Raw genomic sequence first — 14,922 nt, 5'->3', positions numbered from 1 at the left:
ATGCCACTCCCCCGCTTAAAAATAGACAAAACCCTGCTTTTACGAGGCCAAACAGATAATCTCGGCATATTTGCTAACTGTTTTTCGCATAACCAAGACACTGGCATGAGCGTTGCTCTACCCTTTGCAGGCGATACAACAAATACAAGCCAGGTAATCTCTGCCATGCGCCCGTCATTTTCTGACAAGCAGCCTAGACTTGTTGTTGTTCGCCCGTTTTTCGCGCTACGGCGCTCAACGCTATAAACACAACAAGAGGAAGTATTCGCATGTTCAAAATGACTGCCAAGGCGCTCGCATGCGCCCTGTCGCTGAGCATCGCCGGTATGGCACAAGCGGCCGACCCGATCGTGATCAAATTCTCCCACGTCGTAGCCGACAACACGCCTAAAGGCCAGGGTGCCAACCTGTTCAAAAAACTGGTTGAAGAACGCCTGCCAGGCAAAGTAAAGGTAGAGGTTTACCCGAACTCGTCACTCTTCGGTGACGGTAAAGAAATGGAAGCCCTGCTGCTCGGTGACGTGCAACTGATCGCTCCATCGCTGGCCAAGTTCGAGCAATACACCAAGAAACTGCAGATTTTCGATCTGCCGTTCCTGTTCAACGATATTCACGCAGTCGACAAATTCCAGCAAAGCCCGCAAGGCCAGGAACTGCTGACTTCGATGGAATCGAAAAACATCACTGGCCTTGGCTACTGGCACAACGGCATGAAGCAGCTGTCGGCTAACAAGCCACTGCACGAACCAAAAGACGCTCGCGGCTTGAAGTTCCGTGTACAGGCATCTGCTGTGCTTGAAGAGCAATTCAAAGCCGTACGCGCTAACCCACGTAAGATGAGCTTTGCCGAGGTTTACCAAGGCCTGCAGACTGGCGTAGTAAACGGTGCGGAAAACCCGTACTCGAACATCTACAGCCAGAAGTTCAACGAAGTTCAGAAGTACATCACCGAATCCAATCACGGTGTACTGGACTACATGCTGATCACCAACACCAAGTTCTGGAACGGCCTGCCTGAAGATGTACGCACCGAACTGGATAAGATCCTGGTTGAAGTAACAGCTGAAGTGAACAAGCAAGCTGAGATCCTCAACGAAGGTGACAAACAGCGCATCATCGACGCTAAAACCAGCGAAATCATCACCCTGACTCCAGAGCAACGTGCTGAGTGGCGCGATGCCATGAAGCCTGTTTGGAAGAAGTTTGAAGGCGACATCGGCGCTGACCTGATCAAAGCCGCTGAAGCATCCAACTAATAAGGTGACTTAGCCGCATCTGCGGCTCGGAACCCGGTGGCGCACTGCTGACTATGGGTGCGCTGCTAGGTATTAACGCAAGATCGCGACTGCCACGGTCTTCGCCCCTCACCTTTGGAGATCTTATTGATGAACGCCTTGCGGCGCGTTTGGGACCACTTTGAAGAAGGCTTTATTGCCTTTTTATTAGGGGCGATGACGCTAGTAACTTTTACCTACGTAATCCTCAACAACCTCTACACCTTCTTCTACAGCTGGGCTGACCACTGGGAAGGCGGGAGCGAGACCCTGTTCTGGATCGGTGATCACATTCTCGACATGGCTCAGTCCATGACCTGGAGTATCGCCCTGACCAAGGCCCTATTTGCCTGGTTGATATTTTTCGGTTTGGCCTACGGTGTGCGTACCGCAGGGCATATCGGTGTGGATGCGCTGGTCAAACTGGCCCCACGCCCAATTCAACGTGTTATCGGTCTGATCGCCTGCGCGGCCTGCCTGACTTACGCCGGGATGATCGCAGTGGGCAGCTTTGACTGGGTCAGAACCCTGTTTATTGCCGGCATCGGTGCTGAAGACCTCGGCCATTACGGCATCAAGCAATGGCATATCACCGCCATCGTGCCATTTGGCTACGCCATGGTGTTTATTCGTTTTCTGGAAATCTTCGTGCGCATTCTGAGTAACAAGCAAACCGGTCTTGGTTTGGCCGATGAAGCTGCAGATGCATTGAAACTGAAAGAGCACGGAGAGCATAACTAATGACTATTTTGTTCCTCTTCGTCGCACTCTTTGTGCTGATGTTTATCGGCGTGCCGATTGCCGTTTCGCTGGGCCTGGCGGGCTCGGTGACCATCATGCTGTTCAGCCCGGATTCGGTCCGTTCGCTGGCCATCAAACTGTTTGAAACCTCCGAGCACTACACCCTGCTGGCGATTCCGTTCTTCTTGCTGTCAGGTGCGTTTATGACCACCGGCGGCGTGGCCAAGCGTTTGATCGACTTCGCGAACGCCTGTGTCGGGCACATTCGTGGCGGCCTGGCGATCTCGGCGGTCATGGCCTGCATGTTGTTTGCTGCGCTGTCGGGTTCATCGCCTGCCACCGTTGCAGCGGTCGGCTCGATTGCCATCGCCGGCATGGTTCGCTCGGGTTATCCGCAGGCGTTTGGTGCCGGTATCGTGTGTAACGCCGGTACGCTGGGCATTTTGATTCCGCCTTCAATCGTCATGGTTGTGTATGCGGCCGCCACTGAGCAATCGGTCGGCAAGCTGTTTATGGCCGGTGTGATTCCGGGCCTGCTACTCGGCGTTGCGTTGATGCTGGCGATCTACATCGTCGCGCGCAAAATGAATCTGCCTGCCCAGCCACGCGCTACGTTCCGCGAATTTCTGACCGCTGCTCGCAAAGCCGTTTGGGGCTTGCTGCTGATGGTGGTGATTCTTGGCGGTATCTACTCGGGTATGTTCACCCCGACTGAAGCGGCAGCCGTAGCGGCGGTGTATGCAGGTTTTGTGGCGCTGTTCGTCTACAAAGACCTGACCTTCCGCGACTGCCCGAAAGTGCTGCTCGACTCCGGCAAGCTGACCATCATGCTGATGTTCATCATTGCCAACGCCATGCTGTTCGCCCACGTGCTGACCACTGAGCAAATCCCGCAAACCATCACCGCCTGGGTGATCGAAGCGGGCTTGCAGCCTTGGCAGTTCCTGTTGGTGGTGAACATCGTGTTGCTGGTGGCCGGTGCCTTTATGGAGCCGTCGGCAATCATCCTGATTCTGGCACCGATCCTGTTCCCAATTGCCGTGCAACTGGGCATCGACCCGATCCACTTGGGCATCATCATGGTGGTCAACATGGAGATCGGCTTGATAACCCCACCAGTGGGCTTGAACCTGTTCGTCACCTCAGCAGTGACCGGCATGCCACTGACTCAGGTGATCCGCGCTGCATGGCCTTGGCTGATGCTGTTGCTGGGCTTCCTAATGGTGATTACCTACATCCCGGCGGTGTCCATGGCCCTGCCGAACTGGCTGGGTATGAACTAAGCCACAGGTATCGATGAGCGGCTTTTGACTCACGTAGGGTGGTTGACGCTTTTTTCAGCCACCATTTGCGCGACCGGATATTTGGATAACTGGCTGCAAATGGTGGCCAAGCTTCGCGTTGACCACCCTACGGATTGGACCATTTACGCCGCTGGATAGACCATAGGCGGACAACGCTTTTTTGTCCGCCATTCTCTGGCGCAAATATTTGAATAAACCGCTCAACCTTGGTGGACAAACTCCGTTTATCACTCGGATTGAACTGTTGGCTCATTGCATGGATATTGGGTTATCGGCTTTTGACTCACGTAGGGTGGTTGACGCTTTTTTCAGCCACCATTTGCGCAATCGGATATTTGGATAATTGCCTGCAAATGGTGGCCAAGCTTCGCGTTGACCACCCTACAAATTAGATCATTTACGCCGTTGGATAGCCCATAGGCGGACAACGCTTTTTTTGTCCGCCATGCTCTGGCGAAAATATTTGAATAAACCGCTCAACCTTGGTGGATAAGCTGCGCTTATCGTACCCTACGGATTTTTTAAGCTGCGTGCCTGCTCACGCAAGACGAACTTCTGCACCTTGCCGGTCGAGGTTTTCGGCAGCTCACAAAACACCACTTTGCCCGGCACTTTGAAGCGCGCCATATGGGTCTGGCAAAACTTCAGCATCGACTCTTCAGTGGATTCGGTGCCAGGCTTCAACGTGATAAAGGCACAAGGTGTCTCGCCCCACTTGTCACTCTCCATTGCCACTACAGCCGCTTCCAGCACATAGGGATGGCGGTACAAAACCCCTTCAAGCTCAATGGATGAAATATTCTCGCCGCCAGAGATGATGATGTCTTTGGAGCGATCCTTGATCTCGACATAACCATCCTCATGCCACACAGCCAAGTCCCCAGAGTGAAACCAGCCGCCAGCAAAAGCATCAGCCGTTGCCGTGGGGTTTTTCAGGTAGCCCTTCATCACCACGTTACCGCGCATGAATATCTCACCGATGGTTTCACCATCTTTAGGGACCGGCTGCAGGGTTTCCGGGTCAGCCACCATTAATGCATCAAGCAACGGCGCACGCACACCCTGGCGCGACTTCAGTTTGGCTTGCTGCTCTGGCGATTGCTCATTCCACTCAGACTTCCACTCACACGCCACACTGGGGCCATAGGTTTCAGTCAGGCCATAAACATGAGTGACTTTGAAGTCGAGAGACTCCATCGCCTCAATCACTGCAGCAGGCGGTGCAGCGCCCGCTGTGAGCACTTTTACCGGTTGAGTTTTCAATGCTTTGAGTTCTTCTGAGGCATTTGCAAGCATGTTTAAGACAATTGGCGCACCGCAAAAATGATCAACCCCGTATTCAGCCAGTGCCGGGTAAATTGCATCAGCACGGACATGGCGCAAACACACATTAGTGCCGACATAGGCCGCCAATGCCCATGGGAAACACCAGCCGTTGCAATGGAACATCGGCAAGGTCCACAGGTACACCGGAAAGCGCGTCATGTCCCAGCACATGGCGTTTGAGAGTGCATTAAGGTGAGCGCCACGGTGGTGATAAACCACGCCCTTTGGGTTGCCAGTAGTGCCAGAGGTGTAATTGAGTGCAATGGCCTGCCATTCGTCCTCAGGCAAGCTCCAGGCATAGTCAGAATCACCCTCGGCTAACAGCGCTTCGTAATCGAACTCACCAATCAGCGAACCCTCAAGGTACTCGGCATCATCAATCCCAATAACCAATGGTCGCTTGGCCATCTGCCCAAGCGCACGCTCAACGGTCTCACTGAACTCCTTGTCGACCAGCAGCACTTTTGCTTCGCCGTGCTGAAGGATGAAGGCAATGGTTTCAGCATCGAGCCGGGTATTGATGGCGTTCAATACTGCGCCACACATGGGCACGCCAAAATGTGCTTCAAACATGGCCTGACCATTAGGCGCAATAACCGCAACCGTGTCGCCCAAGCCGATGCCACGCTTGGCCAGCGCTGAAGCAAAGCGCACACACCGACTGTAGGTTTCACCCCAGCTTTGGCGCAGAGTACCGTTAATCAGGGCGAGCTTTTGCGGGTAGACGAATGCGGCGCGCTCAAGAAAACTCAACGGACTCAAGGCCTGAAAATTTGCCGCGTCACGCGGCATACCGAACTCGTAAGGATTGCTGCTGTTCATTATTGTTCTCCAGCGAAACCAGAAATAGCGCCTACTTACACAACACCTAGCCACAGAGGCAGAATAGAGTATGGGTCGAGTATTAACCCTAACAGGGGTAAGGTAATGGTGAACCGCTACCTTGGTCGAAAACAGTGACTTATAAGTCACCAAATGCGTCAGCATAGGCATCCGAAAATTTAAACGCTGCTGCGCGTTGTTCGCGCATTCAAGACAGACTTCATATCTTCAGCTGTGTCGGTCTTGGTTTACCTATTCAAGGAGTTACCTGCGCCATGTCTCGCTTACCCGTTATTGTTGGTTTTGGTGGTTATAACGCCGCAGGCCGTAGCTCGTTCCACCATGGTTTCCGTCGTACCGTGATCGAGTCGATGGACCTGGCTAGCCGTCAGGCCACTATCGCTGGCCTAGCCGTACTGATGAAGCTGATCAAGGTGGTTGAGGGTCAGTATCAGACTGAAGAAGGTGAGACCCTGAGTCTTGGCCAGATTGACGAGCAGTTCTCGGCCTACATCTTTGCCTCGACATTGGTGCGACGCATCGAGAAAAAGTACCTCGATGTCGATGCCGCACATTGGCAAAAAAGCATCACCATTGACGCCACTGCCGGTAATCCGCTGAGCTTTATCACTCTGCGCAAACAGTTGCCAGAGCCGCTGCCGTCCGACTGGGCAGTTGAAGACCTGAGCCCTAGCGAAGTGCGAGTCACCCTGTATGACAGCTGTGATTTTAAAATCGACAGCTACCGCGCACTGCCCGTGAAATCGGCAGGCCAATTGCCAAATGGCTTTGAGCCAAGCGAACTCTACAATGCCCGCTTTCACCCGCGCGGCCTGGCCATGACCGTGGTTGGCGCAACCGATGCGCTGCGTTCCACCGGTATCGACTGGCAAGTGATAAGCAAGCATGTCGCACCCGATGAAGTCGCGGTGTTCTCTGGCAGCATCATGAGCCAGCTCGATGAAAATGGTTATGGCGGCTTGATGCAGTCACGCCTCAAAGGCGGCCGAGTCACCGCAAAACAGCTGCCGCTGGGCTTCAATAGCATGCCGACTGACTTTATCAATGCCTACGTACTTGGCAGTGTTGGCACCACCGGCAGCATAACCGGCGCTTGCGCTACCTTCCTTTACAACTTGCAAAAAGGCATCGAACACATCCAGTCGGGCAAAGCGCGCGTTGCATTAATTGGCAACAGCGAAGCGCCGATCACTCAGGAATGTATCGAGGGTTACGGTGCCATGGGCGCATTGGCCACCGAGGAAGGCTTGCGTCAGATCCAAGGCACTGAGGATGTCGATTTCCAGCGCGCCAGCCGTCCGTTTGGCAAAAACTGCGGCTTCACCCTGGCTGAGTCGTGCCAGTACATCATGCTGATGGATGATGAGCTGGCGATGGAGCTGGGCGCAGATATTCACGGCGCTGTTCCAGACGTCTTTATCAATGCCGACGGCTTTAAAAAATCCATTTCCGCGCCGGGGCCGGGCAATTATCTGACCATGGCCAAGGCCGTCGCCTGTGCACGTCAGTTGCTCGGCAATGAAGCGGTGCAAAAACGCAGTTTCGTCCACGCCCATGGTTCAAGCACACCAGCAAACCGCACCACTGAGTCGGACTTGCTTAACCGCATAGCCGAGGCATTCGGCATCGAAAGTTGGCCGATCACCGCCGTCAAGGCGTTCGTCGGACACTCGCTGGCAACCGCCAGTGGCGACCAAGTGATCTCGGCGTTGGGCACCTTCAAATATGGAATCTTGCCAGGCATCAAGACCATCGATGAAGTCGCTGAAGATGTACATCAGCAGCACCTGAGCCTCTCTACCAAAGACCGCGAGCTCGGTTCACAGGCGATGGATGTGTGCTTTATCAACTCCAAAGGCTTTGGCGGCAACAATGCCAGCGGCGTACTGCTGGCCCCGCATGTCGCTGAACGGATGATGCGCAAGCGTTATGGCGAAGCCGCATTCAATGCCTACTTGCAACGTCGCGAGCAGACCCGCGCCGCTGCCGCCGAATACGACCGCAAGGCCCTGCTTGGTGAGCTGGACATCATCTATAACTTCGGCAAGGACTTGATCGACGACCGCGAGATCGAGCTCGGCACCGAGCGCATCGTAATTCCCGGCTTCGAACAGCCACTGGTGTTCAAGCAAGATGATCGCTACGGGGATATGCTCGACTAGGTGAGAGCAAGTGGATGACGCTTTTTTTATCCACCATCTTCACAGGCACATTCGATTACCGGTTGACCCTTGGTGGACAAGCTTGGGGTTGTCACAGCCTACGCGAGTTCGCGGGCCAAGCTTAAAAGCTGCCCACGCCACTGTGCAGAAGCGGGCAAGGCCAAGAAGAACGGATTGAGCAGCGACTCGCGCGCCTCATAGGTCAACGCATCACCTTGCAAGGTCAGCACCTCGCCACCGGCACCTTCAAGCACGCCTTGAGCCGCCGCGGTATCCCACTGCGAGGTTGGCGCAAGCCGTGGATAACAATCGGCAAACCCTTGAGCCAACTGACAAAACTTCAGTGAACTGCCGACATTAACCAGATCCAAATCACCCACCCGCTCGGCTAATCCGGCCAGCAGGCTTTCTTGCGCCGGGCTGGAGTGGCGACGACTTGCGACCACAGTAAAGGCACTGGCTGGGGCTACGCGCACATGAATGCCTTGTGCTTCGCCCTGTTCACCTTCAAGCCATGCGCCCAGACCCGAACCGCCGTAGAAGCACCGGCCGCTGACCGGCAGACCGACCACGCCGAAAACCACCTCGCCCTTATCAATCAGCGCCACGTTAACGGTGAACTCTTCACTGCCGGCAATAAACTCTTTGGTGCCATCGAGCGGGTCAACCAACCACCAGCGAGTCCATTGCGAACGCTCGCTAAATGGAATATTGGCGGCCTCCTCCGAGAGCACTGGAATGCTCGGCTCTAGCGCTTGCAAACCATCATTAAGGATGTGATGAGCCGCCAAGTCTGCCGCTGTGACGGGAGAGGCGTCAGCCTTTTGCGTGACTTCAACATCGGCACGCCAATGTGGCAAGGTGGCCTTTCCAGCCTCACGCACCAGCTTAACGACCGCTGCAATCAAAGCATCATTCACTGCGAGAACTCCCCACGCTGAATCAAAATATCGCGCGCCAAATACAGCGCTGCAAGCGCCCTGCCTTCACTGAACAGCGGCTGCTGAACCAAGCTCGACAACTCACGCAGGCTGACTTTATCCACACGCATTGGCTCGGGCTCATCACCTGGCAGGCGTTCTTCATACAAGTCAGAGGCCAGTACCACTTGGATTTTCTGACTCATATAGCCCGGAGAAAGGCTTAGTTCAGCGAGCAATTCAAGTTTGCGCGCGCCATAACCGGCTTCTTCTTTAAGCTCGCGATTGGCTGCATCCAGCACATCCTCACCCGGCTCAATCAGGCCCTTGGGCAGTGAGACCTGATAATCATCTGTGCCGCCGCAATACTCTTCAACCAACACCGCATGCTCTTCATCAAGCATGGCCACAATCATCACCGCGCCATAGCCAGAGCCTTTGCCAACCAGCCGCTCGTAGGTGCGCTCAACGCCATTAGTGAAGCGCAATTGCAGCTCTTCAATACGAAACAAGCGACTGCTGGCGACGATTTCGCGGGCGAGTACGGTGGGCTTCTGACGCATGAAGAGAGCTCCTTAACTATTCTTGCGAGTTATCATACCGTGCTTGGTCGAATTATCAGCTTTGAGATTGCCTGATCACGGCCGAGGATGACCATCCTAACCGACAAAACACACCGACTGACGATGAGCCGCATATGACTGCACTGCCTTGGCGCGATATCGACACCGTTCTGCTGGATATGGACGGCACCCTGCTCGACCTGCATTTCGATAATCACTTCTGGCTGGAGCATCTGCCTCAACGCTACGCCGAACATCACAAAATCAGCCGTGAACACGCCGATGCAGAGTTGATGCCGCTGTTCAAAGAGCACGCCGGACAACTTAACTGGTATTGCACAGATTTCTGGAGCCGCGAGCTTAAACTGTCGATTCGCGACCTCAAGCGTGAAGTCGCAGAGCTCATTGCCCTGCGCCCAGATGCCGACACCTTTCTGGAGGCCATTCGTGCTGCCGGGAAAAGAGTGATATTGATCACCAACGCGCACCGGGACTCACTGTCACTTAAACTTGAGCGCATAGAGCTGGCCAGCTATTTCGAGCGGATGATCAGTTCCCACGACTATGGCTTCGCCAAGGAAAACCAGCAGTTCTGGTTCGCACTCAAACAGGACTTGGCCTTTGACCCGGCGCGCAGCCTGTTTATCGACGACAGCTTGTCTGTATTACGCAGCGCGGCACAATTTGGTATCGCCCACCTGCTCGCCGTGCGCGAACCAGACAGCCGCCAAGGGCCACGTGACACCGCAGAATTTGCCGCTGTTGAGGATTACCGGGCGATATTGCAGGATTTGTAATTTTTGGGCTAAACCCACTTTGCGTGGATGTAGATCGAGCCAAACAACAGAGCACGCTTGAATGATTGAACACCCAAGCGTGCGATTTGCTTCAAACTATGCCCAAGGCTGTCTGAATTAAGCCAAACCTTGGAAGCCTCGACGGCTTACTCCTGCGGAATGCGCAGTACTTGCCCCGGATAAATTTTGTCCGGATGGCTAAGCATTGGCTTGTTGGCCTCAAAAATCTTGTTGTAGGCGTTGGCATTGCCGTATTCAGCTTTGGCAATTGCACTCAGGGTGTCACCTTTCTTAACCGTTACAAAGCGAGCTTCTGGAGCAGGTGTAGCAACGGTGATCTTGTCTTCAACTTCAGATACACCTTCAACGTTACCCAGCGCCAAGAGAATTTTTTCTTTCTCCTCCTGACTGGCAACCTCTCCGCTGGCTATCACCTTTTCGCCTTCAACACTGAGTTGAATAGCTGGATTGCCCAGGCCGACCTTAGCCACGTGCGCTTGGAGTGATTCAGCAGCTTGCGCCTCCTGGCCAACCACTGACTCCCAGAGTTTTACCCCGGCTTCTTTGACGAAACTGAAAATACTCATCGCTTATATTCCTCTCAATCCTTGGGAAATTCCCGAGCCCATCATGCTCGGACTTACCAGTCTAGTCTGAAATCAGAACAGACCAGCACCGCTCATCCCTGATATATAGTTTTAGCGAAATAATTAACGCCGACGACTGTACCCATCTCCGCGCACTCGAACTCAGCCCAAGCGAACGGCCCTAATGGACATCAAACAACTTAAATTCCTTATCGCGCTGGATGAAACCCGTCACTTCGGACAAGCGGCAGCACGTTGCCATATCACCCAGCCCACCTTATCCATGCGTTTGCGCAACCTTGAGCAAGAACTGGGGTTGGAGTTGGTGCAGCGTGGTCAGCGTTTTGAGGGTTTCAGCGAAGACGGCAAGCGGATTCTGGCTTGGGCACGTACGGTAATCGCCGCCCATGACGGGCTTTATGCGGAAGCCGCAGCCTGTCGTGGCCAGTTGCTTGGCACCTTGCGCTTGGGTGTGGTGCCGCTCGCAGGTTTTGACCCGATGCGTTTGATCAAGCTATTTGCCAAACAGCATCCGGGCTTGCGCTTTCAGCTGTTCTCACTGAGCAGTGAGCAAATACTTGAGCGTTTAAGTCGTAACCAGATCGACCTCGGCCTGTCTTATGTTGAACGCCTTGATCGCGATCACTATCAAAGCCTTGAATTAGCTGAGTCGCGCATGGGACTGCTGTATGACCAGCGTTATTTTCAATTTCCCACTGCACAACTGAAGTGGGATGACCTCGCAGAATTGCCATTGGGCTTGCTCTCCAGCGGCATGCACTTTCGGCAATCCATCGACCATAACCTGCGTTCGCGAGGCATCACACCCATTCCACGGCTTGAAACAGATGCTGTTCACCAACTGCTACAAGCCGTCAGCGCCGGTATCTGCTGCGCAGTGATGCCTTTAAACAGTGGGCTCAGTGACTTCACCGAACACCTTGCACTGACACCGATAGAGGCGGCCCACACGTTAGCCCCGTTTGGCTTAATAATGCGGGCTGTCGGTCTGCGTTCAGCCCTGGCTCAAGCGTGCTTTGATGAAGCTAAAGGCTTGTTATTAAAGCTATAAGGCGGATTATTTACGCCGATAGAGCGTATCGATCAATGAATCAGTATTAGCGATTAGACGTGCCCTACTTAAAGCAATAGGCTTGGTAAACACCAACGCGCAAATGTGGGGAACGTGCATGCCCAGCTCTGACTCAGCCAAACCGGGCACACAGACCACCGGCCCAACAGACTACAGCTACGCCGAGCTGACCCAAGCCTGCGCCACTGACGCTGTAATATTGGCCGATGAGTGTGCATTGGCCATCAGTTACAACGGAATCAACCATGCTGTGATGATGGTTTCACCCTCGTTCGTTGAAGACTTTATTGCGGGTTTCAGCCTGAGCAATGCCCTTGTAGAAGGCGTCGATGAAATTTATGACATCCAGCTTGAACGCAGCGGTGATGCCCTAAGCGCCCAGGTCACCCTGAGTAATCGCGCATTTTGGGCACTCAAGGAGCACCGTCGACAGCTGGCGGGCACCAGTGGTTGTGGCCTTTGCGGCGTGGAAGCACTGGATCAAGCCTTACCCGAGCTTGAGGCGTTACCGAACAGCCCGCTACCGCCAGCCGAACACCTTGTTGAGCTGCGCCAGCGCATCGCTGCCCAGCAGCGGCTAGCACGCTCCAGCGGCGCATTACATGCAGCACTGATGGTTGATGCCCAAGGCGAGATAAGCCTCTGCCGCGAAGACATCGGACGACACAATGCGCTGGATAAATTGATCGGTGCCTTGAGTCACAACCCACTGGATGCCCAGCAAGGCTTCGCAGTGATCACCAGCCGCTGCAGCCTGGAACTCATCCAGAAAGCCATTCGCGCAGGCATTAGCACCTTAGTCAGCTTGTCTGCTCCAACCGCACTCAGTGTGCAGTGGGCACGGCGGTATAACCTCAACTTGATTCATCTCCCCCATCACAGTTCGCCAAGGGTTTTCAGCCCGGCACCAACAAGGGCGCCCAAGCAATGAACATGCAAGTCGTTAACCCACGCTACCAACATTACAAGGGGCCTGCTGCGGGTTGGGGCGCGCTGCGCAGCGTAACGCGCTTCTGGCTCGACAGTAAGCAGCCACTCAAGAACCTGCGTGCCCTGCTCAAGACTAATCAGAATGGAGGTTTCGACTGCCCCGGCTGTGCATGGGGTGATTCGCCCGGAAGTGACCGCGTGAAGTTCTGCGAAAACGGCGCCAAGGCAGTGAATTGGGAAGCCACCAGTCGCTCAGTCAACGCCGCTTTTTTTGCGCGTTACAGCGTCACTCAACTGCGTGAACAAAGCGACTATTGGTTGGAATACCAAGGCCGCCTGACCGAGCCAATGCGCTATGACAGAGCAACCGATCACTATGTGCCAACCAGTTGGGACGACGCCTTTGGCTTAATCGCCAAACACCTCAAGGGCCTCGACAGCCCCAATCAGGCAGATTTCTACACCTCAGGCCGCGCCAGCAATGAGGCTGCCTACCTGTATCAGCTGTTTGGCCGTGCGCTGGGCACCAATAATTTTCCCGACTGCTCGAACATGTGTCACGAAGCCAGCGGCGTAGCCATGAGCCAAAGCATTGGTATTGGCAAAGGCACAGTCACCTTTAGTGACTTCGACAAGGCCGATGCGATTTTTGTCTTGGGCCAGAACCCAGGGACTAACCATCCGCGCATGCTGGAACCGCTGCGTGAGGCAGTCAAGCGCGGCGCCCAGGTGGTTTGCTTCAACCCCTTGAAAGAGCGTGGGCTTGAGCGTTTTCAGCATCCCCAACATCCCATAGAAATGCTGACCAATGGCTCTGAGCCAATCAACACCCGTTTCTTTCGCCCAGCACTGGGTGGCGACATGGCTGCGATGCGCGCCATCGCCAAGTTCCTGCTGCAGTGGGAGCGCGAGGCAGTGAGCAGCAATCAGCCCAGCGTCTTCGATCATGCCTTTATCGCGGCGCATACCCAAGGGATCGACGAGTACCTGAACCTGCTTGATAACAGCTCCTGGCAATCGCTAGTTGAACAATCTGGCCTGACCTTGCAAGAGCTGGAGCATGCTGCACAGCTATATCGTGAGGCACAGCGGGTAATCATGTGCTGGGCCATGGGTATCACTCAGCATCAGCATTCGGTTGCGATTATTCAGGAGATCACCAACCTGCAATTGCTGCGCGGCAATATTGGTCGCCCCGGCGCTGGCTTGTGCCCAGTGCGCGGCCATAGCAACGTGCAGGGCGACCGCACCATGGGCATCAACGAACGCCCGTCAGCAGAGTTGCTGGATGCGCTGCAACAACGCTTCAAATTCAGCGTACCGCGTGAAGAAGGCCACAATGTGGTGGAAGCTATCAACGCCATGCTGGCAGGCGAGACCCGCGTATTTGTCGCCTTGGGTGGTAACTTTGCCCAGGCAACACCGGACACACCACTGAGCCACAAGGCCCTGCAGAACTGCGAGCTGACTGTGCAAATCAGCACCAAACTCAACCGCAGCCACCTGACCACCGGGACTAATGCGTTGATTCTGCCGTGCTTGGGCAGGACCGATATCGACGAGCAAGCCGGAGGGCCGCAAGCGGTCACTGTTGAAGACTCATTCAGCATGATCCACGCCTCTTACGGCCAACTCACCCCGTTATCAACACAGATGCGTTCAGAGCCAGCAATTATCGCGGGCATGGCCAAAACGACATTGGGTGATACCCCCGTCAACTGGGATGCACTGATTGCCGATTACCGGGAGATTCGCAAGCTGATTGCCGACACCATTCCCGGATTCACTGATTTCAATCAGAGACTGCTGCAACCCGGTGGTTTCTATCTGGGCAACTCAGCCGCCGAGCGTCAGTGGCAAACTGCGTCGGGAAAAGCCAACTTCAAGGCCAACCCGCTGCTTGAAGACTTAATCCCCGAGCAGGCAAAACGCAGCGGCCAGCAGGCCGATTTAATCATGCAAACCTTGCGCTCGCATGATCAGTACAACACCACCATTTATGGTTTGGATGATCGCTATCGGGGTGTCACCGGCCAGCGCAAAGTGATTTTTGCCAATGGGGCAGACATCATCCGCCTGGGCTTTAAAACCGGGCAAAAAGTCGATGCTGTGTCGCTTTGGGATGACGGCCTTGAGCGCAAGATTGTGGGCTTTACCCTGCTTGCATTCGACATTCCAGCGGGTCAGGCTGCCGCCTACTACCCGGAAGCAAACCCACTGGTGCCCTTGCAGAGCTTCGGCAGCGGTAGCTTTACCCCAACCTCGAAATTTATCGCCATCCGCTTGTTTGCAAGTGAGACCGACAAGCAGATGATCGAAGCCAAAAGCGCATAGTGCGTTGCTGGAGAGACACTGCGCAGCGTGTCAACGTGCCGGAAATAT

At 54.6% G+C, this 14,922-nt stretch carries 12 protein-coding genes; 8 read left to right on the top strand and 4 right to left on the bottom strand.

Going from position 1 to position 14,922, the window contains the following annotated elements; all coding sequences use genetic code 11:
- Positions 1–269 precede the first annotated feature (269 nt).
- From dctP to dctM, 3 genes are all read left to right on the top strand, one after another.
- Positions 270–1,256 carry a C4-dicarboxylate TRAP substrate-binding protein DctP gene (gene dctP, locus ACIGCM_RS07105; protein WP_397501343.1) on the top strand — a complete coding sequence of 329 codons (987 nt, stop codon included), beginning with the start codon at positions 270–272 and terminating at the stop codon, positions 1,254–1,256.
- Between the two features lie 129 nt (positions 1,257–1,385).
- Entirely contained in the window at positions 1,386–2,015 is a 630-nt protein-coding gene (locus ACIGCM_RS07100) for a TRAP transporter small permease (RefSeq protein WP_397501342.1), read from the top strand.
- Positions 2,015–3,298, top strand: a complete 1,284-nt coding sequence (dctM, locus tag ACIGCM_RS07095) for a C4-dicarboxylate TRAP transporter large permease protein DctM (protein ID WP_397501341.1) — start codon at positions 2,015–2,017, stop codon at positions 3,296–3,298. The genes ACIGCM_RS07100 and dctM overlap by 1 nt, the downstream gene beginning before the upstream one ends.
- 531 nt (positions 3,299–3,829) lie before the next feature.
- On the opposite strand, the gene ACIGCM_RS07090 is transcribed toward dctM, so the two are convergent.
- Positions 3,830–5,467: an acyl-CoA synthetase gene (locus ACIGCM_RS07090; protein ID WP_397501340.1), complete on the bottom strand. Its 1,638-nt coding sequence runs from the start codon at positions 5,465–5,467 to the stop codon at positions 3,830–3,832.
- A gap of 275 nt (positions 5,468–5,742) precedes the next feature.
- Between ACIGCM_RS07090 and ACIGCM_RS07085 the strand changes: the two genes are divergently transcribed.
- Positions 5,743–7,650 (top strand): beta-ketoacyl synthase, encoded by a 1,908-nt coding sequence (locus ACIGCM_RS07085; RefSeq protein WP_397501339.1) that lies wholly within the window; start codon positions 5,743–5,745, stop codon positions 7,648–7,650.
- A gap of 98 nt (positions 7,651–7,748) precedes the next feature.
- Here ACIGCM_RS07085 and cysQ read toward each other — a convergent pair whose 3' ends face one another.
- The gene (cysQ, locus tag ACIGCM_RS07080) at positions 7,749–8,570 is read right to left on the bottom strand and encodes a 3'(2'),5'-bisphosphate nucleotidase CysQ (protein ID WP_397501338.1); all 822 of its coding nucleotides are present in this window, start codon (positions 8,568–8,570) and stop codon (positions 7,749–7,751) included.
- Entirely contained in the window at positions 8,567–9,133 is a 567-nt protein-coding gene (nudE, locus tag ACIGCM_RS07075; protein ID WP_397501337.1) for an ADP compounds hydrolase NudE, read from the bottom strand. The genes cysQ and nudE overlap by 4 nt, the downstream gene beginning before the upstream one ends.
- A 134-nt stretch (positions 9,134–9,267) precedes the next feature.
- Between nudE and yrfG the strand changes: the two genes are divergently transcribed.
- A complete protein-coding gene (gene yrfG, locus ACIGCM_RS07070) occupies positions 9,268–9,930 on the top strand; it encodes a GMP/IMP nucleotidase (protein WP_397501336.1) in 663 nt (220 codons plus the stop codon).
- A 146-nt stretch (positions 9,931–10,076) separates the two neighbouring features.
- Here the strand turns inward: yrfG and lysM are convergent, their stop codons facing one another.
- Positions 10,077–10,517 carry a peptidoglycan-binding protein LysM gene (gene lysM / locus ACIGCM_RS07065; RefSeq protein ID WP_089360338.1) on the bottom strand — a complete coding sequence of 147 codons (441 nt, stop codon included), beginning with the start codon at positions 10,515–10,517 and terminating at the stop codon, positions 10,077–10,079.
- A 184-nt stretch (positions 10,518–10,701) separates the two neighbouring features.
- On the opposite strand from lysM, the gene ACIGCM_RS07060 reads away from it, so the two are divergent.
- The 3 genes from ACIGCM_RS07060 (at position 10,702) to ACIGCM_RS07050 (ending at position 14,874) form a co-directional block, all read left to right on the top strand.
- The gene (locus ACIGCM_RS07060) at positions 10,702–11,589 is read left to right on the top strand and encodes a LysR family transcriptional regulator (protein ID WP_397501335.1); all 888 of its coding nucleotides are present in this window, start codon (positions 10,702–10,704) and stop codon (positions 11,587–11,589) included.
- Between the two features lie 118 nt (positions 11,590–11,707).
- A complete protein-coding gene (fdhD, locus tag ACIGCM_RS07055) occupies positions 11,708–12,541 on the top strand; it encodes a formate dehydrogenase accessory sulfurtransferase FdhD (protein ID WP_397501334.1) in 834 nt (277 codons plus the stop codon).
- Entirely contained in the window at positions 12,538–14,874 is a 2,337-nt protein-coding gene (locus ACIGCM_RS07050) for an FdhF/YdeP family oxidoreductase (protein ID WP_397501333.1), read from the top strand. The genes fdhD and ACIGCM_RS07050 overlap by 4 nt, the downstream gene beginning before the upstream one ends.
- Positions 14,875–14,922 lie beyond the last annotated feature (48 nt).

It is taken from the genome of Pseudomonas sp. NPDC078700 (genome assembly GCF_044542375.1).
Lineage (GTDB): Bacteria > Pseudomonadota > Gammaproteobacteria > Pseudomonadales > Pseudomonadaceae > Aquipseudomonas.
Note: the sequence above shows the minus strand (reverse complement) of the source record. Positions and strands in the feature narration are given on the sequence as shown.

Excerpts from the sequence above, each read along its gene's own strand:
- dctP (WP_397501343.1), top strand. The coding sequence starts at position 270 with ATGTTCAAAATGACTGCCAAGGCGCTCGCATGCGCCCTGTCGCTGAGC.
- ACIGCM_RS07100 (WP_397501342.1), top strand. The coding sequence starts at position 1,386 with ATGAACGCCTTGCGGCGCGTTTGGGACCACTTTGAAGAAGGCTTTATT.
- dctM (WP_397501341.1), top strand. The coding sequence starts at position 2,015 with ATGACTATTTTGTTCCTCTTCGTCGCACTCTTTGTGCTGATGTTTATC.
- ACIGCM_RS07090 (WP_397501340.1), bottom strand. The coding sequence starts at position 5,467 with ATGAACAGCAGCAATCCTTACGAGTTCGGTATGCCGCGTGACGCGGCA.
- ACIGCM_RS07085 (WP_397501339.1), top strand. The coding sequence starts at position 5,743 with ATGTCTCGCTTACCCGTTATTGTTGGTTTTGGTGGTTATAACGCCGCA.
- nudE (WP_397501337.1), bottom strand. The coding sequence starts at position 9,133 with ATGCGTCAGAAGCCCACCGTACTCGCCCGCGAAATCGTCGCCAGCAGT.
- yrfG (WP_397501336.1), top strand. The coding sequence starts at position 9,268 with ATGACTGCACTGCCTTGGCGCGATATCGACACCGTTCTGCTGGATATG.
- lysM (WP_089360338.1), bottom strand. The coding sequence starts at position 10,517 with ATGAGTATTTTCAGTTTCGTCAAAGAAGCCGGGGTAAAACTCTGGGAG.
- ACIGCM_RS07060 (WP_397501335.1), top strand. The coding sequence starts at position 10,702 with ATGGACATCAAACAACTTAAATTCCTTATCGCGCTGGATGAAACCCGT.
- fdhD (WP_397501334.1), top strand. The coding sequence starts at position 11,708 with ATGCCCAGCTCTGACTCAGCCAAACCGGGCACACAGACCACCGGCCCA.
- ACIGCM_RS07050 (WP_397501333.1), top strand. The coding sequence starts at position 12,538 with ATGAACATGCAAGTCGTTAACCCACGCTACCAACATTACAAGGGGCCT.